This is a genomic window from Lentzea sp., from assembly GCF_035525475.1.
GTDB lineage: Bacteria > Actinomycetota > Actinomycetes > Mycobacteriales > Pseudonocardiaceae > Lentzea.
The window spans coordinates 1-20353 of sequence record NZ_DATLEC010000158.1; the positions used below are offsets into that span (position 1 = coordinate 1).

19 protein-coding genes are annotated in these 20353 nt (G+C 70.4%); 9 read left to right on the forward strand and 10 right to left on the reverse strand.

What is annotated here, in order from left to right; all coding sequences use genetic code 11:
- Positions 1 to 63: 63 nt before the first annotated feature.
- The 4 genes from VM306_RS26310 to VM306_RS26325 all read right to left on the reverse strand — a co-directional run bounded on the left by VM306_RS26310 (position 64) and on the right by VM306_RS26325 (position 3399).
- Entirely contained in the window at positions 64 to 1371 is a 1308-nt protein-coding gene (locus tag VM306_RS26310; protein WP_325519749.1) for a HAMP domain-containing sensor histidine kinase, read from the reverse strand.
- Positions 1368 to 2039, reverse strand: coding sequence for a response regulator transcription factor (locus VM306_RS26315; protein WP_325519751.1), 672 nt, complete (start codon positions 2037 to 2039; stop codon positions 1368 to 1370). Before VM306_RS26315 ends, VM306_RS26310 begins: the two co-directional genes overlap by 4 nt.
- Positions 2040 to 2171: 132 nt before the next feature.
- Positions 2172 to 2534 (reverse strand): hypothetical protein, encoded by a 363-nt coding sequence (locus VM306_RS26320; RefSeq protein WP_325519753.1) that lies wholly within the window; start codon positions 2532 to 2534, stop codon positions 2172 to 2174.
- An 88-nt stretch (positions 2535 to 2622) separates the two neighbouring features.
- Positions 2623 to 3399 (reverse strand): hypothetical protein, encoded by a 777-nt coding sequence (locus VM306_RS26325; protein WP_325519755.1) that lies wholly within the window; start codon positions 3397 to 3399, stop codon positions 2623 to 2625.
- A 248-nt stretch (positions 3400 to 3647) separates the two neighbouring features.
- On the opposite strand from VM306_RS26325, the gene VM306_RS26330 reads away from it, so the two are divergent.
- Positions 3648 to 4007, forward strand: a complete 360-nt coding sequence (locus VM306_RS26330; protein ID WP_325519757.1) for a hypothetical protein — start codon at positions 3648 to 3650, stop codon at positions 4005 to 4007.
- 18 nt (positions 4008 to 4025) lie between these two features.
- Here the strand turns inward: VM306_RS26330 and VM306_RS26335 are convergent, their stop codons facing one another.
- Positions 4026 to 4802 (reverse strand): hypothetical protein, encoded by a 777-nt coding sequence (locus VM306_RS26335; protein ID WP_325519759.1) that lies wholly within the window; start codon positions 4800 to 4802, stop codon positions 4026 to 4028.
- A gap of 234 nt (positions 4803 to 5036) precedes the next feature.
- On the opposite strand from VM306_RS26335, the gene VM306_RS26340 reads away from it, so the two are divergent.
- Positions 5037 to 7220 (forward strand): ATP-binding protein, encoded by a 2184-nt coding sequence (locus VM306_RS26340; RefSeq protein ID WP_325519761.1) that lies wholly within the window; start codon positions 5037 to 5039, stop codon positions 7218 to 7220.
- Between the two features lie 3 nt (positions 7221 to 7223).
- Here VM306_RS26340 and VM306_RS26345 read toward each other — a convergent pair whose 3' ends face one another.
- The gene (locus VM306_RS26345; RefSeq protein WP_325519763.1) at positions 7224 to 8231 is read right to left on the reverse strand and encodes an LCP family protein; all 1008 of its coding nucleotides are present in this window, start codon (positions 8229 to 8231) and stop codon (positions 7224 to 7226) included.
- 86 nt (positions 8232 to 8317) lie between these two features.
- Here VM306_RS26345 and VM306_RS26350 point away from each other — a divergent pair, with 86 nt between their 5' ends.
- The 6 genes from VM306_RS26350 (at position 8318) to VM306_RS26375 (ending at position 14005) form a co-directional block, all read left to right on the forward strand.
- Positions 8318 to 8737, forward strand: coding sequence for a DUF6542 domain-containing protein (locus VM306_RS26350; RefSeq protein WP_325519765.1), 420 nt, complete (start codon positions 8318 to 8320; stop codon positions 8735 to 8737).
- Between the two features lie 79 nt (positions 8738 to 8816).
- Positions 8817 to 10712, forward strand: a complete 1896-nt coding sequence (locus VM306_RS26355; protein WP_325519767.1) for a glycosyltransferase — start codon at positions 8817 to 8819, stop codon at positions 10710 to 10712.
- Between the two features lie 23 nt (positions 10713 to 10735).
- Positions 10736 to 11284 (forward strand): TetR/AcrR family transcriptional regulator, encoded by a 549-nt coding sequence (locus VM306_RS26360; protein WP_325519769.1) that lies wholly within the window; start codon positions 10736 to 10738, stop codon positions 11282 to 11284.
- A gap of 91 nt (positions 11285 to 11375) precedes the next feature.
- A complete protein-coding gene (locus tag VM306_RS26365; RefSeq protein ID WP_325519771.1) occupies positions 11376 to 12569 on the forward strand; it encodes a cytochrome P450 in 1194 nt (397 codons plus the stop codon).
- An 11-nt stretch (positions 12570 to 12580) separates the two neighbouring features.
- Positions 12581 to 12769 carry a ferredoxin gene (locus VM306_RS26370; RefSeq protein ID WP_325519773.1) on the forward strand — a complete coding sequence of 63 codons (189 nt, stop codon included), beginning with the start codon at positions 12581 to 12583 and terminating at the stop codon, positions 12767 to 12769.
- A gap of 342 nt (positions 12770 to 13111) precedes the next feature.
- The gene (locus tag VM306_RS26375) at positions 13112 to 14005 is read left to right on the forward strand and encodes a tetratricopeptide repeat protein (protein ID WP_325519775.1); all 894 of its coding nucleotides are present in this window, start codon (positions 13112 to 13114) and stop codon (positions 14003 to 14005) included.
- Positions 14006 to 14121: 116 nt separating this feature from the next.
- On the opposite strand, the gene VM306_RS26380 is transcribed toward VM306_RS26375, so the two are convergent.
- On the reverse strand, positions 14122 to 14556 hold the full coding sequence (locus tag VM306_RS26380) for a hypothetical protein (RefSeq protein WP_325519777.1): 435 nt from the start codon (positions 14554 to 14556) through the stop codon (positions 14122 to 14124).
- 73 nt (positions 14557 to 14629) lie between these two features.
- On the opposite strand from VM306_RS26380, the gene VM306_RS26385 reads away from it, so the two are divergent.
- Entirely contained in the window at positions 14630 to 17554 is a 2925-nt protein-coding gene (locus VM306_RS26385; RefSeq protein ID WP_325519779.1) for an AfsR/SARP family transcriptional regulator, read from the forward strand.
- A gap of 108 nt (positions 17555 to 17662) precedes the next feature.
- On the opposite strand, the gene VM306_RS26390 is transcribed toward VM306_RS26385, so the two are convergent.
- From VM306_RS26390 to VM306_RS26400, 3 genes are all read right to left on the reverse strand, one after another.
- Complete coding sequence (locus VM306_RS26390) at positions 17663 to 17854, reverse strand: ferredoxin (RefSeq protein ID WP_325519781.1); 192 nt, start codon at positions 17852 to 17854, stop codon at positions 17663 to 17665.
- Positions 17851 to 19059 (reverse strand): cytochrome P450, encoded by a 1209-nt coding sequence (locus VM306_RS26395; protein ID WP_325519782.1) that lies wholly within the window; start codon positions 19057 to 19059, stop codon positions 17851 to 17853. The genes VM306_RS26390 and VM306_RS26395 overlap by 4 nt, the downstream gene beginning before the upstream one ends.
- The coding region (locus tag VM306_RS26400; RefSeq protein WP_325519784.1) for an ATP-binding cassette domain-containing protein at positions 19056 to 20353 on the reverse strand (1298 nt) is incomplete at its 5' end. The genes VM306_RS26395 and VM306_RS26400, both read right to left, overlap by 4 nt.

The following is a 20353-nucleotide window of genomic DNA, read 5'->3' on the forward strand; positions in this document are numbered from 1 at the left end:
GTCGTCGCCTGCCGCCAACATCAACCACGCGGTCGTGTCCCCCATGGTGGACAGATCGGAATGTCACCCGATCGTGTTAGCGGGTCGCAGGGTCACGGTGAAGGCGGCGCCGCCCTCCGGCGCCGGGCCGGCCGTGATCGTCCCGCCCATCCGCGTCACCAGGCCGTGCACCAGCGCCAGCCCCACGCCGGTCCCCACCGGCCGCGACTCCTGGTACCGCGCGTGCAGCACCCCGCGGTCGAACGCCACCGGGTAGTCCTCGGCGGCCAGGCCCGGGCCGCCGTCGCGCACCTCCAGCACCGACGACAGGGCCAGCACGACGGGGCGGCCTACCGGGGTGACGCGCAGTGCGTTCTCCATCAGGCCGTCGATGACCTGGCGCAACCGGCGTGCGTCGGCGTGCACGACCGGTGAGGCCGTGATCTCCAGTGAGAACGGCACTCCACGCGCGTGGCAGCGGGCGTGCCAGACCTCGGCGGCGGAGCGCACGACCGGTTCCAGGCCTATCGAGGCCATGTCCAGCTGGAAGTCGTCGGCGCCCAGGCGGGCCAGGCCCAGCAGGTCGGTCACCAGGCGGTCCAGGCGGCGGGCCTCGTCGAGGATCACCGTGCCGACGGGGGCCACCTGGGAGCCCGTGACGACGCCGTCCGCCAGGGACTCGGCGAAGCCCGTCACGGCGGTCAGCGGGGTGCGGAGCTCGTGGGAGACGGAGAGCAGGAAGTCGCGTTGGCGGGACTCGCTGTGCTGCAAGGCATCTGCCAGGGCGTTCACCGAAGTGGCTACCTCGGCCAGTTCCACCGTGCCGACTACGGGGACGCGGAGGTCGCGGCGGCCCGCGCTCATCGAGTGGGCCACGGACGCCACCCGGCGCAGGGGGCGGGCCAGCACGGTGCCCAGGGCCAGTCCTGCCAGGCAGGCGACCACCAGGCCGATGCCCAGCGCGAACAGGATGTTGCGGACCAGCTTGCGGTAGGTGCCGCTGGTCTCGGTCTCCTGGACCAGGGCGAAGCCGCCCGCCCCCGACGGACGGGCTTCCACGTTCAGGCGGCCGCTCACGCCGGTCACGGGAGTGCCCGACAGGACGCGCTCCGCCTTGACGTCACGGGCCGCGCGGACGGCGGCGCGGTCGGTGCCCGTCACCTCGCCCGACGCGGTGATCCGGACGATCGCGATGCCCTGGCCCTCCAGAATGTGCTCGACCCGGTTGTCGGAGATCTGGCCCGCCACCACGTCGGCCTGGGAGCGCAGGATCTCGCGGCTCACCTGTTGCGAGGTCGAGAGGACCAGGCGGGTCGACACGACGCCCGCCACCAGCACGGCGACGAACGCGACTCCCAGGCACAGCAACGCCACCCGTGTCGCCAGGTTCATGACGCGTCCGCCGAGTAGCCCACGCCACGCACTGTCCGGATAGGACTGAAGGCACCGAATTTGGCGCGCAGCTGGGCGATGTGGACGTCAACGGTCCGTGTGCCGGCCACCGAGGAGTAGCCCCACACGGCACTCAAGAGCTGTTCGCGCGAGAACACCTGCCTTGGGTACTTCATCAGGTGCGAGAGCAGACCGAACTCCGTTGTGGTCAAGGAGACCTCATGGCCGTCGGCGAACGCGCGCCGTTCGCCCACGTCGAGCCGTACGGCGCCCACCTGCAGAACGTCCGGCACGACCGAAGACGAGCGTCGCAGGACCGTGCGGACGCGCAATGCCAGCTCGCGCGGACTGAACGGTTTGGTGATGTAGTCGTCGGCGCCGAGCTCCAGGCCCAGCAGGCGGTCCACCTCGTCGTCGCGTGCCGTCACGAACAGCACCGGGGTCCAGTCGCCGGACGCCCGCAGCGCGCGGCAGACCTCGATGCCGTTCATGCCGGGCAGGCCGACGTCCAGGACCACCGCCACGGGTGAGAGCGAGCGGACCGCGGCCAGTGCCGCGTCCCCCGAGGACACCAGGTGCACGCCGAAGCCGTCGCGCCGCAGGTACAGCGCCATGAGCTCGGCGATCGCCGGTTCGTCCTCCACGACGAGCACCAGGCCACGATCCACGCGTTCACCCCGGCTGGTTGAGGTCCGACTCGATGCTGTTCAGCGTTGATTCCACATCATCGAGGTCCGACGCCGGCGCCTCACCCCGGCACGCCGTCAGCGACACCAGGAGGACGAGAGCGGCGACCCACCTCACTTGGACCCGCAGTGCTCGGACTTGAACTTCGTGACGCGCTCCGAGGCCTTCGCCAGCTTCACGAGCTGCGCGTCCCGCAGTTTCAGCCGTGCGTCCAGCACGTCCGCGCGCGCCGTGTTACCGGCCTTGCGCGCGTCGGCGGCCTTCTGCTCGATCCACTTCTTCGAGCCCAGCGTCTCGGGGCTGCCGTTGATCTTGTCGGTCAGCGCCTTCACGCGGGACTCGACCCGCGGCACGCGGTCGGAACAGATCTTCTGCACCTTCTCGGGGCTGATCGTGATCGGCTCCTGCGCCGACGCGGTTCCCGCGCCCAGCAGCAGCATTCCGGCCACGAGCCCACCGATTCGCGAAATGTTCATGGTGCGGAACGATGGAGGAGCACCGTCAGGACCAGGTCCGCCGAATGTTCGGGTTCTGCAAAGATCACCGCGAAGATCACCGCGAAGATCACCGCAGTGAGACGCCGTGCGAGGCCGCGGCCCGCACCATCGGCCGCATCCGGTCCCACACCCGCTCGGACCGCAGCCCCTCCGCCGCGCCCATCGCCTGGAGGCCGATGGTCCTGCCCTCGTCGACGTCGCCGTCCAGGAAGTGGCACGTCGCCAGCGAGATCAGGCAGAACGTCCAGCTGCGCGCCATCGCGGGCCCGAAGCCCTCGATCGCCGAGGCCAGCGCGGGAATCGCGTTCCGGGTGTCGCCGAGCTCGGTGTGGACGACGCCGGCCATCGCGGTCAGGTCGGTCTCGTCGTGGAACCGCGCCCAGTCCGGCACGTGCGCCAGGTCCGCGGACGCGAACGAGTCCTTCGCCTTGCCCAACGCACGCACCGCTTCGTCGGAACGTGACTGGCGCGCGTATGCCCACGCTTCGTTCGCGAACATGATGCTCGACGCCAACGGTGCGAACGCTCCCCTCTGGAAGTACGCCAACGCATCCCCTGGCGCGCCGTGATGCAGGTGTACGCGTCCACGTCGGTACACGATGTTGTTCGTCAGGTCCTCGTCGTGACGTGCGAACTCCAGCGCACGGTCGAAGTGGTGGTACGCCGCCCCCACCTGACCGCTGTCGAACGACGTCCACCCCGCCAGGTTGTGCAGGTCCGCGACGGCGGACAGCAGACGCGACCGCACGACATCGGACGCCTCGGCCGCCAGCAGCTGCTGCGCCCAGTAGATCCGCACGACGACGGCGTCCCGGCATGCCCCTCCACCGTGCTGGTAGTCCACCGACCGCAGGGAATGCGTCTGTGACTCCAGCTGTTCCACATCGCTCATTCCGATGCGGGCGGAGTGCGGGGGAGGGAAATACGCAGGATTCGCCATGTAATACACCTCTGCGCCGTTGGAATTCGAGCGTAAAGGGCTTCGCGGCAGCTGAGAAGAGGTGCACTGCGAGGTGGAATCGCTTCCGGCGCGTGTTGAACGGGTATTAATGCGGGTAGGCACGGCCGCGTCGAAGGAGCAGTGTCGTACCCATGAGGCAACGCGCCCACCTGAGGCTGGTGACCTCCTCCGAGGCCGGAGACCCGACCCTGACGGCAGTCCTCGACGCCGAGGACCTCGCTGAGGAGCTCGGTCTCGACCCCCACGCCAGAGTCACGTGCGGCCTGCATCGCCGCTGGTTGCACCAGTGCGTGAGCTCACCCGACCACGTCATCCCCGTCACCGGGCACCGCTGGTGCCGTCCGTGCGGCAGCCCTCTCGAGGTGGTCGTCGACGACACGACGGCGCGTCTCTCCTGCCCGAGCTGCGGCACGCGAACACCGGACACGGCAGCGAACCGCCAGGTCGTGCGGGCGTGCCGGACGAGCCTCGCGGCGATGCACGCCAGGTAGAACGCAGACCCGGAAGCGTTAACCCTGGTGGGTGAAGACTGCCGCTTCCGGAAGATAGCTCGGCGGGCGTCGGCCGTCCTCCGGCACGTCGAGCAACGCCCAGATGATGTGCCGCCCACCGCCCGCCGGCGTCTCGCCCATGCTGAAGTTGCACACGGCGATGGACGCGACGTTGTGCCGCATGACGTGCCACTGCTTGAGGTTGAGACGTGCGGTCGTGCGCACGGCAACGGACAACTTGTCGTCACGCATGCGCAGCAGCAGCGCGAGAGTGCTGTCGTCCTCGACGTGCGACACGAGCTCGACGGCCACCTGCGGCGCGACGTCGAGCATCGACTGGACGCCCCACCGTTCGCAGGCGCGTTCTGTGATCCGCTCGGCCACGTGCGGCAGGCAGCGGCACGTCGGCAGCGCCGCGTCGACCCGGTCCTCGTGCTCCAGCCGCACGACGGAGGCCACCGCGGCCGCGGTCGTCGCGTGCATCGGGATGTGCCGGGGGAGTCCACGCGACTCCAGCGTGGAGCGCAGCTGGTGGTCGCTCACGACGATGCTCATCGAGATGCCCGGCCAGCGCACCGCGGACAGCCACACGACGTCGAACACGACGAGCAACGCCGGCGACTCCGCCACGAGGTCGTCGAGCTCCACGACCACACCCACGAGTTCCGTCGTGGCGCAGTCGAGCAGAACGTCCTGCACGCGCATGTACGTCATCCAGTCGAGCCGCCCGCCGAACCGGACGACGAGTACGCCGCTCTGTTCGCGGACGTCCACCTCGAGGCCGTCACCGGTCACGGCTCCCCCTCCCACGGGCGTGTCCCAAGCCTTCAAGGCTCGCTGCGTGACTGCATCGGCCCTAGGGGGTAACTACCCGTGTTTCGACATTGGTACCTCCGGGGGACCGCATTGCAGCGGACGATCTGGCCGACCTAGGGTTCGGCTGTGGGTGGTTCGCTTTCCCCAGGTCGCAAAGGTAATCTGCCTGCCGACACGACCAGTTTCGTCGGCCGCAGGAACGACGTCGCCGAGGTGCGGAGGCTGCTCTCGGAGTCCCGTCTCGTCACCCTCACGGGTGTCGGCGGCGTCGGGAAGACGCGGCTGGCGCTGCGAGCTGCCGCCGAGACGCACCGGGCGTTCCGCGACGGGGTGTGGTTCGTCGAACTGGGTGGCGTCACCGATCCGGAACTGGTCGTGCACACCGTGCTGGAACAGCTGGGAGTGCACGACGACACGGTCCGTCAGCACCGCACGGTCCTGGTGGAACACCTGCGCGACCGGCAGATGTTGCTGGTGCTGGACAACTGCGAGCACGTCGTGGAGGCGACCGCCAAGCTCGCGGACGTGCTGCTGCGGTCCTCCCGGGGTCTGCGCCTGCTCGTGACGAGCAGGGAGCGCCTCGGCATCGACGGCGAGCACCTGTGGCAGGTCGCGCCGCTGCCGCGGGCCCCGGCCCTGTCGCTGTTCGCCGAACGGGCCGCGGCCGTCGAGCCGAAGTTCGTCCTCGGTTCGCAGAACCACGACCAGGTCAGCAAGATCTGTGCTCTCCTGGGTGGAATCCCGCTGGCCATCGAGCTGGCAGCGGTGCGCCTGCGCGTGCTGACGCTCGACCACCTGCTGTCCAGGTTGGACAACACCTTCCGCGTGCTGGCCGAGGGCAGACGGGGTGGCGACCCGCGCCACCAGACGTTGCAGGCCGCCGTGGACTGGAGCTTCCACCTCTGCACGCGGCCCGAGCAGGTCCTCTGGGCGCAGGCGTCGGTGTTCTCCGGCACGTTCGACCTGCAGGCCGCGGAACGGGTCTGCTCCGGCGAGGGCCTCGCGCACGAGGAGGTCATGCAGTCGCTGACCGGCCTGGTCGACAAGTCGGTCGTGGTGTCCGAGCAGCACCGGTCCGGCACGCGGTTCCGGTTGCTGGAGCCGCTGCGCCAGTACGGCCTGGGCAAGCTGCGCGACGCCGGGCTCGAACAGGTGATGAGGCAACGGCACCGCGACCACTACGTCGAGTGGGCGGAGCGGAAGGAAGAGGAGTGGTTCGGCCCCCAGCAGCCGCAGATCTTCTCGCTCACCCGCCTGGAGCACCACAACCTGCGCTCGGCGCTCGACTTCTGCTTCGACTCCGGCGGCGAGCACTGCGTGCACCTCGCGGGCACGCTGTGGTTCTACTGGGCGGGCTGCGGCATGCTCGGCGAGGGCCGCCACTGGCTGGACCGCGCGCTGGCGGACGCGGCGCCGGGACCGGTGCGGGCGAAGGCGTTGTGGGTCAACGGCTACGTCGCGACGCTGCAGGGCGACATCCCCGCCGCCCGGCGCATGCTGGAGGAGTGTCGCGAGTACGCGCTGGAGGCGGATGACGGGATCGCGCTGGCCTACGCGACCCACCGCCTCGCGTGCACGCACCTGATCGGCGACGACCTCGGCCTCGCGGACACCCTGTTCCAGGAGGCCAGGGCCCTCTACCGCCACCAGCGCACGGTCAACAGCCACACCATGCTCGCGGGCATCGAGCTGGCGATCTCCGCGATCTTCCAGCGCGACTTCGCCACCGCGGAACAGCTCTGCGGCGAGGCGAAGGCCGTCGGTGCCGCGCACGGCGAGCTGTGGGCGCAGGCGTACGCGATCTACGTGCTGGCGCTGTGCGCGTGGGTCCGCGGCGACTTCACGCGCGCCGACCAGCTCGGCAAGGAGTGCCTGCGGATCAAGCGGACGTTCCACGACCTGCTCGGCATCGTGCTCGCGATCGAGGTGCTCGCCTGGATCGCGGCGTCGCAGGGCAACGCGGCGCGCGCGGCGACGTTGCTGGGCGCCACCAACGAGATCTGGCAGACCGTCGGCTACCCGATGTTCGGCTCGCGCTACTTCGGCGCCCCGCACGGCGCGTGCGAGTCCGAGGCGATCTCCGCGCTGGGGGCGCAGGAGTTCCGCGCGGTGTTCCGCAAGGGCATGGACCTGGAACTGGAGGACGCCATCGCGCTCGCGATCGACGAGGAGCAGGAGGGGCCCGCGCTGCCGGACGCGGACGCGTCCACTCCGCTGACCCGGCGCGAGCGGCAGGTGGCGGACCTCATCGCCGGCGGGATGTCGAACAAGGAGATCGCGGCCCGGCTGGTGATCGCGCGCCGGACCGCGGAGGGACACGTGGAGCGGATCCTGCAGAAGCTCGGGTTCTCGTCGCGGACCCAGATCGCGACCTGGGTGACCAAGCGCCGGAACTAGGCTTCAGTCCACGCAGCCCTCGCCCGGCGGTGGCGGAGGCGGCGCGGTGGCCAGCTCGGTCACCTTCGCCCGCACCTTGGCCGGGTCGACCTCGTTCACGTCGAGCCCGTCCACGCGTGCGCCGCCCTCGATCGGCAGCGTCTCGAAGCGCACCTCGGACGGGAGGTTCCGGGCGAACTCCACCAGGTCGAACCCCGCGTCGACCACGACGTCCTGCTTGGCCATGTCGACCACCGCCTGCACCGCGGTCACGTCGGCGCCCTTCAGCCGCTTCGCGACGGCGGACAGGAAGGCCTGCTGCCGCCGGGTCCTGTCCAGGTCGCCGCGGGGCAGGCCGTGCCGCTGCCGCACGAACGACAGCGACTGGCCGGCGTCGAGGTGTTGCGGGCCGGCGGGGAAGTCCGCGCCGGACAACGGGTCCTTCGTCGCGTCGCGCAGGCACACGTCCACGCCGCCGAGCCCCTCGGCGATGTGGAAGAAACCGATCAGGGAGATCTCCACGAGGTGGTCGACGGGCTGGTCGAGGAACTTCGACACCGTCTCCACCTGGGCGCGGCGACCGGCTTCACGGCCGGCGCGTTCCAAGGTCCGCCTGTCCTGCTGCCCCGCGCCGCGCAGGCGGTCCTCCTCGGCGATCTTGGCCCGGCCGTACGCCTCCTTGATCTTGCCCTCGCCGCCGGACGCGAGCCGCACGAGGTTGTCGCGCGGCACGGACATCGCCACGGCGGGACCGGAAACCGGGATGTGCAACAGGATCAGCGTGTTGGCGTTGTAGCCGCCGCGGTCGCTCTCGCCCGCCTGCATGCGCCGCAGCACGTCGTCGGGCAGCGGTTCGCCGTGCATGTCCAGACGGGTCGTCAGGCCCATGATCAGGATGTTGCGGCCGGAGGCCGACCGCGGCGCGTCGTCCGGGATCGCGTACGACCTCTCGACCCCCGCCGAGATCGTGGACACCGTCGACCACGCGATGCCGGAGGTGACGAGCACGGCCGCGCACAGAGCCGTCCACACGAAGCGAAGCAGGACCAGGAGAACAGTGCGGTGATGACCACCACGTGAATGCATGAGAAGAACCCCCTCCTCTACTCTAAGCGGTCATGGGGGTTCAGCTGCCGAGTTTGGCGGCGCTCGCGGTGCTGGCGGTCTTCACCCAGGCGGGGGTCTGGGTGGACGGAGGCAACCTCGGCCTGTCGTTCGGCGTGTGGTCGGTGACGGGCGCCGTCGCTGCTTCAGCGCTCGTCCGTCGTGTGGGGTTGTGGACGGTGGCACCGGCGCCACCGGTCGTCTTCGTCGTGCTCGCCGTGGGCAACGCGGCCTGGCAACGGCAGTCGCAGCGGCAGTCGATGTGGGGCAGCGCGGAGGAGTTCGCCGCGGACGCGGTCCCGTGGTTCGTCAACGGGTTCCCGTGGCTCGCGGCGTCGGTCGGAGCGGCCATGGTGGTCGCCGCCGTTCGCGTACTTTCCGGGGGGAAAGAGGAATGCAGGTCTTCGTCGACGGGAACGGCGGCAGACGGGTAGTCGCGAGGGTGGTCAGCCTGACCGTCGCGAGTGGACTGGTCGTGTCCGCCGCGGTGGTCGTGGGCACGTTGCTGGGGGCGTGGTGAGGCGCGCCCCGAGGCTGCACTGGATCTCCATCCTGCTCGGGCTGGTCGTGCTGATGTGCGTGGTGTCGTTCCACGCCTACACCGCGATCAGGCCCGAGCCCGTGCGGCACGACGGTGAACGGATCACGCTCCCCGAGCACACGCTCGCGCTGGCGTTCCACGGCGGCCCCGATCCGAAGTGGACACCCCGGGTACTCGACGTTCTCAGGGAATCAGGCGTCAAGGCGACGTTCTTCGTCACCGGCGCGCAGGTCACCCGCAACCCCGCGGTGACCCGCCGGATCGCCGAGGAGGGGCACCAGATCGGCATCGACGGCTTCCGCGTGGAGGGCGACCACGGCGACCCGCTGGACCTCGCCTTCGCGCAGGCCGCCCTGGCCGAGGCGCTCGGCGTCCACACGCCGCTCGTCGGCCCGCCCGCCGAGATCGACAGCGGCGACCGCGACCACCAGGACATCGGCACGCTGGTGCGGATGTCGTTGCGGGAGAACGGAGGCGTCGTCCGGCTGCACGACGACGGCAGCATCGGCGCGGACATCACGCGCGAACTGGTCAGGACGCCCGGCTACCGGTTCGTCACGGTCACCGGAGACCGGCCCGTCGCGGCGAGCGGCGCGGAGCGGTTCACCGGCGCGGTCACCACGTGGTCGCAGCGCAACGGCGGTGTCGTGCTCCTCCTGTCCGGCACGGCGATCGCGATCGCGGCACTGCTCGGCCTGCTGCGCACCTTCCTGCAGTTGGGCCTCGCGCACACCGACCGCAGGCTGCGGCGGGAGAGCGCGCTGGAGCCGCCGCCGTGGATCACGCCGCCGGTCTCGGTGGTCGTCCCCGCCTACAACGAGGGCGTGAACATCGCGGCCACGGTGCGGTCGATCGTCGCCAACGACCACCCCGCCGACGTCGAGGTGATCGTGGTCGACGACGGCTCGACGGACGGCACCGCGGACCGCGCGGAGGCGCTCGGCCTGCCCGGCGTCACCGTGATCAGGCAGGCCAACCAGGGCAAGCCCGCCGCGCTCAACGCGGGCATCCGCCAGGCGCGGCACGACGTCCTGGTGCTGCTCGACGGTGACACGGTCTTCGAACCGGACACGATCGGCGAGCTCGTGCAGCCGTTCGCGGACAGCGGCGTCGGCGCGGTGTCCGGCAACGCCAAGGTCGGCAACCGGCAGGGCCTGCTGGGACGCTGGCAGCACCTGGAGTACTGCGCGGGGTCCAACCTGGACAGGCAGATCCTGCACGCGCTGCGGTGCATCCCCACGGTTCCCGGCGCGGTCGGGGCGTTCCGCAGGGCCGCGATCACCGACGTCGGCGGCGTCAGCGACGAGACGCTGGCCGAGGACACCGACCTCACGATGGCGATCACGCGCGCGGGCTGGCGGGTCGCGTACCGGCCGCGGGCCAAGGCGTGGACCGAGGCGCCGAGCAGCCTGAACGGCCTGTTCCGTCAGCGTTACCGCTGGTCGTACGGCACTTTCCAGGCGATGTGGAAACATCGGCGGGCACTGGTGGAGAGCGGGCCGATGGGCCGGTTCGGGCTCCTCTACCTGCTGGCGTTCCACCTGCTGCTGCCGTTGCTCGCCCCGGTGATGGACCTCTACGTCGTGTACGGGTTCCTGGTCGCGGACGCCCCGCTCGCGTTCGTGGTGTGGACGGTGTTCCTGCTCGCGCAGACCGCGAGCGCCGGGTACGCGTTGAGGTTGGACGGCGAGTCGCTCAAGCCGTTGTGGGCGTATCCGTTGCAGCAGCTCGTCTACCGGCAGCTGACGTACGCGGTGGTCATCCAGTCGGTGATCACGGCGGTGCACGGCACGCAGCTGCGGTGGATGAAGGTGCGGCGCACGGGTCTGCTCGCGGCCGCTCCCGGCGGTACGGTGCACGTCACCTGAGCCGCCTCACGAGGGGATCGCGGGTGGGTCGCACGCCCTTGGACGCGCCCGAGCGTCAGCAGGAGGTCTTCACCGCTGTGCTCGCCGTGCTGGCCGAGGTCGGGTACGCCCGGTTCAACATGGACCTCGTCGCGGCCAGGGCACGCGCGAGCAAGTCGAGCCTCTACCAGCGCTGGCCGTCGAAGGCGCGGCTGATCACGGACGCGCTGAGGGCGAACCTGCCCGTGCTGCCCCAGCCGGACGAGGGGTCCTTCGCCGAGGACGTCCGCCAGATCCTGCGGTCGTGGGGCGAGCCGATGCCGTTCGACACCGCCGGGATCTTCCTCGGGCTGCTGGAGGGCAGCCGTCAGGACGCCGACCTCGCGTGCCTGCGCGAGGAGCACGTCGACCGCGCCTACACCGCGCACCTCCAGGTCGCCGTGGACCGGGCGAAGGCGCGCGGCGAGCTCCCCGCCGGGCTGAACGCCAACGTCCTCATCACCGCGCTGATCTCGACGTTCGTGCTGATGTCCGAGGAACAGGGCGTGATCGACGACATCGTCGACGGCCTCCTGCGTCCCCTGATCGGCTGAACTTTCGGACCAAACAACTCGTCAGTGCGTAGTCGCTGCGCTACGTTCGGTCAGAATCAAAAGAACAGTTCTGTTCTGTTGAGGGGGAACCGTGACTGAAGCTGCCGTGTGCCCGGTCCTGCACGAACGCGACCACCCGCTGATGCCGCCGGTCGGCTTCGCCGAGGCCGTCAGCGAGGGCCCGGTGAAGATGCTCTGGCCCAACGGGGTCGAGGCCTGGGTGGTGTCGAGCTACGCCGGTGTCCGGCAGGTGCTGTCCGACCCGCGGTTCAGCACCCGCAAGGGCGGTCACCCGGAGCTGCGGACCGACTCCGGCGAGGCCGTGCTCGACCCCGACCAGCCGGGCAACATCAACGGCATCGACGGCGCCGGGCACATGCGGTTGCGCCGTCCTCTCGCACGCGGCTTCATGGTCAAGCGCATGAACGAGCTGCGCCCGCGCGTCCAGCGGATCGTCGACGAGCACCTCGACGTGATGGAGGCCAAGGGCGCCCCGGCCGACCTCGTCGCCTCGCTGTGCCTGCCGCTGCCCTCGCTGGTCATCGCCGAGCTGCTGGGAGTGCCGCCGGAGCACCAGGAGCTGTTCCAGGCCACGGCCGGCGACCTCTTCGGCAAGAACGGCTCGAAGGACGAGTACCTCGCGCACGCCACCAGGCTCGCGGAGGTGCTCGCGCCGATCGTCGCGGAGAAGAAGGCCGCGGGCACCACCGACGACATGATCGGCCTGATGGCCAACGACACCGACTTCAGCATGGACGAGCTGATCTTCCTCTGCATCGGGCTGCTGGCGGCCGGGCACGAGACCACGTCCAACTTCCTCGGCCTGTTCACGTTGCACCTGTTCGAGAAGCCCGACCAGCTGGAGGTCCTCCGGCGCGACCCGAGCCGCGCGGACGTGGTGGTCGAGGAGCTGATGCGCTACACCGTCGGCCACCTCGGCGGCGCGGGCCTCACGCGCAGGGCGACCGAGGACATCGAGGTCGACGGCGTGCTCATCAGGGCGGGCGACTGGGTGAGCGTGTCGCTGATGGCGAACCTCGACGAGGCGCTCTGCCCGCGCGCCGGGGAGCTGGACCTGGAACGCGACGCGGTGTCGCACCTCGGTTTCGGGTTCGGGCCGCACCAGTGCCTCGGCGCCAACCTGGCCCGCGCGGAGCTGCAGATCGCGCTGCGGACGCTGTTCGAGCGGTTCCCGAACCTCCGTCCTGCCGTGCCCGTCCGGGAGATGCGCTACCGCGACGACATGATCACCTACGGCGCCGCAGAGATCCCGGTGGTGTGGTGACCGTGCCGGCCGTGCGGATAGACCAGAGCGGGTGCATCGGGTCGGGCCAGTGCGTGCTCGCCGCACCGGACGTGTTCGACCAGTCCGATGACGACGGGCTCGGCGTCGTGCTGGTCCCCGAGCCGCCCGCGGACCTCCTTCCGGGCGTGCGGGACGCGGTGGACAGGTGCCCCGCCCAGGTGGTGTCCCTGGAGGAGTGAAATGAGCGGCCATTCCGGTGAGGCGTCATCACGAGGAATTGATTCAGCGGCACCTCGCCGACACCTTTGTGGCCTATTCCGATCAGCGTGACCGTCCAGAATCCTGAGCGCGACCACCACGGCGTTGTGGTGGTCGCGCGCCCGTATGTCCATCCGATACCAGAAGACCCTTCCCGACCAGGCCGAACAATGGGATGGTGCGACGGCGCGGAGAGTACGGGCGGTGTGCAACGGGTTATCTCGGCGAAGAGTGTCCGACGCACGTCAGGAGGACCAGCCATGTTCATCGGCGATGCATTTCCATGTCGTGTGGACAAAACCGACGGGCGGCATGTCGAAACTTTGACGAGCGCGCTTCGGGCACTGGACTACGAATACGGCGGTGGTGCCTGCCGGGACGCCTGCCTGGCGTTGCTCGACTGGGCGAACCCCCTGCTCGACGCGGGCTCGTCCGGACAGGTGGTGCACCGGCTCCAGGTGGCCATCGCGGACCTGCACAACCTGGCGGGCTGGGTGTCGTTCGACATGGGCCTGCTGGAGTCCGCGCACCGGCACTTCGGCCGGGCGATGGATCTCGCGCGGGCGTCGGGCAACAGCGCGCTGGAGGCCAACATCCACTACCGGATGGGCCGCGTGCACCTGCACTACGAGCTGCCGGAGGACGCTCTGGCGTCGTTCCGGCGCGGTCTGCCCATCGCGCAGGCCAGCGGGTCCACCCTGGCCGTGTCGATCCTGCACGCCAACGAGGCGTGGGCGTTGGCGAAGATGGGCGCGGAACGGCAGGCGCTGCGCCAGTTCGCCCGCGCGCAGGACGAGTTCGACCGGGCGGAGACGGAGGACGCGCCGCCGTGGGCGCGGTTCTTCGACCTGGCCGACCTCGTGTCGATCGGCGGCATGGTCCACACCGAGCTCGCGCGGACGTGCGACGTGAAGTACGCGCGGACGGCGATCCCGCTGCTCACCAGGGCGATCTCGTCAGGAGGAGAGGACGCGTCGCGCAGCCAGTCGTTCCGGCTCGCCGCGCTGGCGGTCAACTACCTGGTGCAGAACGAGCCCGAGTGCGCGCGGGAGGTCGGGGAGAGGGCGATCGCGGTCTCCGGGCCCATCCGCTCGGCCCGCACGCGGGACCGCATGCGGCCGTTGAAGCAGGAGGCGGACAAGCTGCGGGGCAACGAGGCGGCGGCCGAGCTGTCGTCGCGCCTCGGCGAGTTCATGAGGCCGCGGGGCGCGGCCTGAGCGGCAAGGCGTCGCCGGGGCCCGAGGAGAGGTTGTGGGCTTCGGGCCCCGGCGGCGCCACATGCCCGAGCGACGCCCTGCTGGGGGGCCTGGGCGCTGCTCGGCGTCGTGGGTCGTCAGCAGCGGATCTCGGTGCTGACCTGGTAGAGGGATCCGTCGACCTCCCACTCGCCGTGGGCGGAGGTGCACACGTCGAGCGTGGCGGCGCCGCCTGACCACAGCTCCTTCTGCCGGTAGCCGCCGTGCTTGCCACCCGCGAAGCCGTACGGCTCGTGGGAGTTCGGGCTGCCCCACTTCTCGATCACGATGGCCGGCGTGTAGGGGGCGCCCGCGTTGTGGACGTCGGTCCAGGTGTAGATGTAGGCCCAGTTCTTGCCGCAGCCCTTGAACTGCTTGACCGAGGCCCACTTCTGCCCGCCGGAACCGATGTAGGCGGTCGCGCCGATCTGCGTCACCGGTCCGCAGCCGGGCGCGCTCTCCGCCTGGGCCTGACCGGACGTCGCCACTCCCAGTACCAACGCGGCGGCGGCGACGAAGGTTGTCCTTCTCATGGGCGAGAAGCATCACGTGACCCGCTGACATATCACTGACACGTCAGGTTACCGGCTGGTTAGGATCGGGCCCATGCAGCGGCGGTGGGGGTTCAGGGTTCTCGGATCGTTGCAGGTCATCGACTCCGGCCGAGTCGTGGAGCTGCGGTCGGCCAAACAGCGTGTCCTGCTCGCCGCGTTGCTGATGAAGGCCAATGCCCCGGTGTCGTCCTACGAGCTGATGGAACACCTTTGGGGCGAAGAGCCTTCCGGTGCGGCGCGTGCGACTCTGCAGACATATGTCATGCGGTTGAGGCAGTCGCTGGACGACCTCGCCGACCGCAAGCTCGTGCGCACCTGGCCGACCGGCTACTCGATCCACGTCGACGACGACCAGCTCGACCTGCTGACGTTCCAACGGCTGCGCGCCGAAGCGCGCCGCGCGCCCGACCTGGAGACAGAGGCGCGGCTCCTCGGTGAGGCGGCGGCGTTGTGGCGCGGGCCCGCCCTGGACCAGGTCTCGTCGCTGCGGATGGAGCAGGCCGACGTGCAGCGCCTCAACGAGCAGCGCTGGGAGGTGCTGGAACGCCGCAACGACGCCGAGTTGCAGCTCGGCCGGCACGACCAGGTCGTGGACGAGCTGCGGTCGCTGGTCGCGGAACACCCGCTGCGCGAACGGTTCTGGTACCAGCTCATGCTCGCGCTGCACCGCTCCGGCCAGCAGGCGCAGGCGCTCGACGCGTTCCGCCGGGCCAGCGAGGTGCTCGCCGACGAGCTCGGCATCGACCCGAACAAGGAGCTGCGCGCACTGCACATGGAGGTGCTCGCCGGGTCCTCCGCGCCGGTCACCGTCCAGTCGGGACCGTCATGGCTGCCGCCCGCCGTCGCCGACTTCTCCGGGCGTGCCGACGAGGTCGCGCGGCTCACGGCCGGCCTGCGCGCCGGTGGCACGTGGACGATCACCGGGCCCGGTGGTGTCGGCAAGACCTCCCTGGCCGTCCACTGCGCCCACGCCGTGCGAGACGCGTTCCCGGACGGCCAGCTGTACCTGAACCTGCGCGGGGGCGAGCAGAAGCCCGTCGAACCCGCGGCGGCGCTGGACAGGTTGCTGCGCGGACTCGGTGTCTCCGGTGGCGCCATACCGTCCACTGTGGAGGATCGGGTGGACCTGTACCGGGACCTGTTGTCGGACCGGCGGATCCTCGTCGTGCTGGACAACGCGGTCAACGAGGCGCAGGTGCGGCCGTTGCTGCCGGGGACGACCTCGGGCGCGGCGCTGGTGACGTCCCGCGCGGCGTTGGCGGGACTGGAGGCCGCGCACGTCGTGCCGCTGGACGTGCTGCCGGCGGACGACGCGCTGGCGTTGCTGCGGACGGCGGTCGGGGAGGCCCGGTGTGCCGCGGAACCCCGTGCGGCACAGGAGATCGTCACGTACTGCGGCAAGCTGCCGCTGGCGTTGAGGGTGGCGGCGGCACGGCTGGTCGCGCGCCCGCACTGGCAGCTCGCGAAGCTCGCGGGCAGGCTGTCCGACGAACGCCGCCGCTTCGACGAGCTGTCGCTGGGCGACCTCGACGTGCGGGCGTCGCTGGCGCTGTCCTACGACGGCCTGGACTCCTCGCACCGCACGGCGTTCCGGTTGCTGTCGCTGGTCGACACCCCGGACTTCCCGGCGTGGATGGCGTCGCCGTTGCTGGTCCTCGACCTCGACGACGCCGAGGACCACGTCGAGGCGCTGGTGGACGCGCGCCTGGTCGACTACGCGGGCCGCGATGCGCTGGGACAGGTGCGTTACCGGCTGCACGACCTGCTGCGCGCGTTCGGTCGTGAAGCGGCGTCCGAGGACCCGGCCGTCGCGTTGAAGGCGTTGTTCGAGCAGTGGGTGGACCTCGCCATGCGAGCGGACGCGGAGCTGCCGCACCAGGCGATCAGGCTGGAACCCCTCGCGCTGGAAAGGTTCGACCTGGGTGACGCGGCAGCCTGGTTCGACGCGGAGTGGCAGAACATCCACGCCCTGGTCACGCAGGCCGTCGCTCTCGGCCTCGGCGCGCTCGCGGCCGAGCTGGCGATCCGGTCGGCGGCGTTCTGCGACCTGCGCGCCCGGTTCGACGACTGGGAGCAGATCAACTGCCTCGGGCTGTCGTGCGCACCACCGGAGCGCAAGCCGATCCTCTTCCAGCAGCGCGGGATCCTGCGCGCGCGGATGCACGACTACGTGGCCGCGTCGGAGAACTTCCAGGCCGCGCAGGAGGGTTTCGCCGCCACCGGTGACGTGTGGGGCGAGGCCTACGGCTGGTACGGCATGGGCTGGATGCACGAGTGGAGCGGACGGTCCGCCGAGGCGCGCGAGGCGCACCGCGAGGCCATGACCCGGTTCGCCGCGTCCGGCAACCCGCACGGCGAGATCGAGGTGCTGTGCTCGCTGGGCGCCATCGAACGGCGTGCCGGCGGCCTGACCGCGGCCTCGGGCTACCTGGAACGGGCGCGGCGGATCGCGAGCGGCCTGGGCGACGAGCAGAGCGAGCTGATGGCGACGCTGGAACTGGGGCGGCTGCACCAGTTCACCGGCGAGCTGGACCTGTCGGCGGAGTTCCTGCGGTCCTCGCTCGCCGCCGCGCAGAAGCTCGGCGACCCGGACATGGCGGCGAACATCCGGCTCTTCCTCGCGGACACGCTGATCCGGTCGGGCCAGGTCCCGCCGGCCGAGGAGCAGCTGCGGCGGGCCTGGGAGTTCTTCGAGGAGCACGACGACCGGCAGGGCCGCATCTGGGTGTGGCGCCTGAGGTCAGGGCTGGCCTCCTCGCCGGAGGAGGCCCTGCGGCTCGCGACGCTCGCGATGGACCAGGCGAGGGAGATGGACTCGCCGCCCGAGTTCGGGCGGTCGTTGCGCGTGCTGGGCAACGCCCTGGACCGCGCCGGGCGCGTGGACGAGGCCCGGGAGCACTGGCGGCAGGCGGAGGAGACGCTGACGGCGGCGGGTTTCCAGGCGGAGGTGGACGAGCTCCGCCTGGCGAGGTCCTAGGCGTACCGGCCTGAGACGTTGCGGGCGAGCGCACGACCTCGTGACAGCCGTGGGTGCCAGGCGACGGGGCACGGTTGTCGCCTGGCAGCTCTTCCCGCGGTTAGCCGGTCAGCTGATGGTGATCGCGTTCGCCGGGCAGAGGCCCGCCGCTTCCTTCGCGGTGGCCTCGTGCTCGGCGTCGGGCTGCTCCACCAGGAGCACCACCGTGCCGTCCTCCTCGCTCTGGTCGAAGAGGTCCGGGTCGGTCAAAACGCACATTCCCGAGCCGCAACACTTCGACTGGTCAACGGAAATCCTCATGCCGACCACGCTACTGGCAGCGAGTGGACTCCGTAGATCCCCATGTCGGTGCGCAGCGGCACCTCCTCGGGGTCGACGTCGAGCCGCAGGTCCGGGAACGCGCTGAACAGCCGGGAGAACCCGATCCGCATCTCGATGCGCGCGAGCTGCTGGCCCAGGCACTGGTGGATGCCGTGGCCGAACGCGACGTGGCCGCTCGCCGGGCGGCGCAGGTCGAGCTCGTCCGGGTTGCCGGGGAACTTCTCGGGGTCGCGGTTGGCGGCGGGCACGTGCATCACCACGGTGTCACCGGCCCTGATGAGGTGGCCGTCGATCTCCACGTCCTCGGTCGCGGTGCGCACCGGTCCGAAGTGGATGATCGACAGGTACCGCATCAGCTCCTCGACGGCGTTGTCGACCACCTCCGGCTCGTCCTTGAGGATCTTGAGCTGGTCGGGGTGCCGCAAGAGCGTGAACGTGCCGAGGCCCAGCATGTTCGCCGTGGTCTCGTGTCCTGCGAGCAGGAGCAGCAGCGCCATGTTCGACGCTTCCTCGTCCGTCGGTTCCCCGGTGGCGAGGAGGTCGCTGATCATGTCGTCGCCCGGGTTCTCCTTCTTGCGGGCGATCAGCTCGCGCATGAACTCCTGGATGCGCGCCAGGGCGTCCATGGCCTCCTTGAACGTCGAGTCCAGGCTCAGCAGCGTCGCCGTGTCCTCCTGGAACCTGTGCCGCTCGTCGTAGGCGACGCCGAGGATCGCGCAGATCACCAGTGAGGGCACCGGCAGTGCGAACTCCTTGACGAGGTCCGCCCTGCCGCCGAGCGACCGCATGTGCTCGAGCTGGTCGTCGACGATCGTGCCGATCCACTCGGACAGCTGGTTCATCCGCCGGACCGTGAACTGGCCCTGCAGCATCTTCCGCAGCCGGGTGTGGTCCGGCGGGTCCTGGTTGAGGAACATGCCCGGCTCGACCTCGCGGCGCTCCGGGGGAGCCTCGCCCTGGAACCTGAGGTCCAGCAGGTGGTGCTCGGACGGGTTGGTCGTGAACCTGGGGCTGCCCAGGATCTCCCGCACCTGGTGGTGACCCGTGACGAGCCAGCCGACGTGACCGTCGGCGAACTTCAGCCTGCTCATGCGGGCCTCGTCGCGGATCGCGGTGACCTCGGCGGGTGGGTCGAACGGGTTGTGACGCGTGGTCGGCAGTCCGTCGGAGATCAGTTCGGTCATCTCGCACACCTCCCAGTGCTCGGCAGAAGACCTGCTTCTGAACCTACAGAAATTTCATGACTCCGTGAAGGTGATTTCAGGGTGACCGACCGCCACGACCGGAAATCTGTCCGCATCTGCCTGTCGTGGGTCGCGACGGCCACGGCCGCCCTCGTCCGGTGCAACGCCTCGGTCAGCTCGTCGACCAGGGCGATCGACAGGTGGTTGGTCGGTTCGTCGAGCAGCAGGACGTGCGGGCCGCCGCTCAGCGCGATCGCGAGCTCCAGCCTCCTGCGCTGACCGGTGGACAGCCGGGAGACCGGGCGCGCCAGGTCGGCCGCGGTGAGCAGACCGAGCTCCTCCGCCCGCGGGCAGAGCTGCCGCGCGGTGGCGTCCTCGTTCTCGAACGCGGACTCCTGGGCGAGCAGCGCGACCCGGCCGGCGTGGTGGACCGTGCCGCTCGCCGGTGCCAGGCGACCGGCCAGTACGGCCAGCAGCGTCGACTTCCCGGCGCCGTTCGGGCCGGTGACCAGCAGCTTCTCGCCCGCGCCGAGTGAGATCGGCTCGGTGAGGCGCAGCCGTCCCGGCACTTCGAGCGGGGTGGCGTGCAGCAGGTCGCCGTCCGCCTCCAGCTCGGGCGCGGTGAAGCTCAACGGCGGCGGGGGAGCGGCGACGCGCTGGTCGTCGAGCTCCTCCAGCCTGCGGGCGACGGTGCGCATCTTGTTCGCCGCGCGGGTGGTGCGCTTGTGCTTGAACGCGCCCTTCGGTGGCCGCCAGCCGTCCCGCAAACGTGACTGGGCCCGTTCGACCTTCTCGGCCAGCTCGTCGTGCTCGGCCTCCTCCTGCGCGAACCGCTGTTCCCAGCGCCGGCGCTCGGCGCGCTTGGTCTCCTTGAACGCCCGGTAGCCGCCGCCGTGCAGGTGCACCTCGCCGTCCGGCGCCGGGTCGAGGTCGAGCAGCTGCGTGCAGACGTCGTCCAGCAACGTGCGGTCGTGGCTCACGAGCACCACGACGCCGTGGTGCTGCCGGAGGCGTTCGGTGAGGAACGCCAGGGCGCCCGCGTCGAGGTGGTTGGTGGGTTCGTCGAGCAGCAGGACGTCGGCGCGTTCGGCGAGCAGGCACGCGAGCCTGACGCGGTAGCGCTGTCCCACGCTGAGGTGCTGCAGCCGCGCGGACCTGTCGTGATCGGCGTCGAGCGCCTTGAGCGCGATCTCGGCGCGACGATCGGCGTCCCACGCCTCGATGTCCTCGGCACGGGCCAGGGCCTTCTCGTAGCGCCGCTCGTCGAACGGCTCCGCGGCACTGTCCAGTTCGG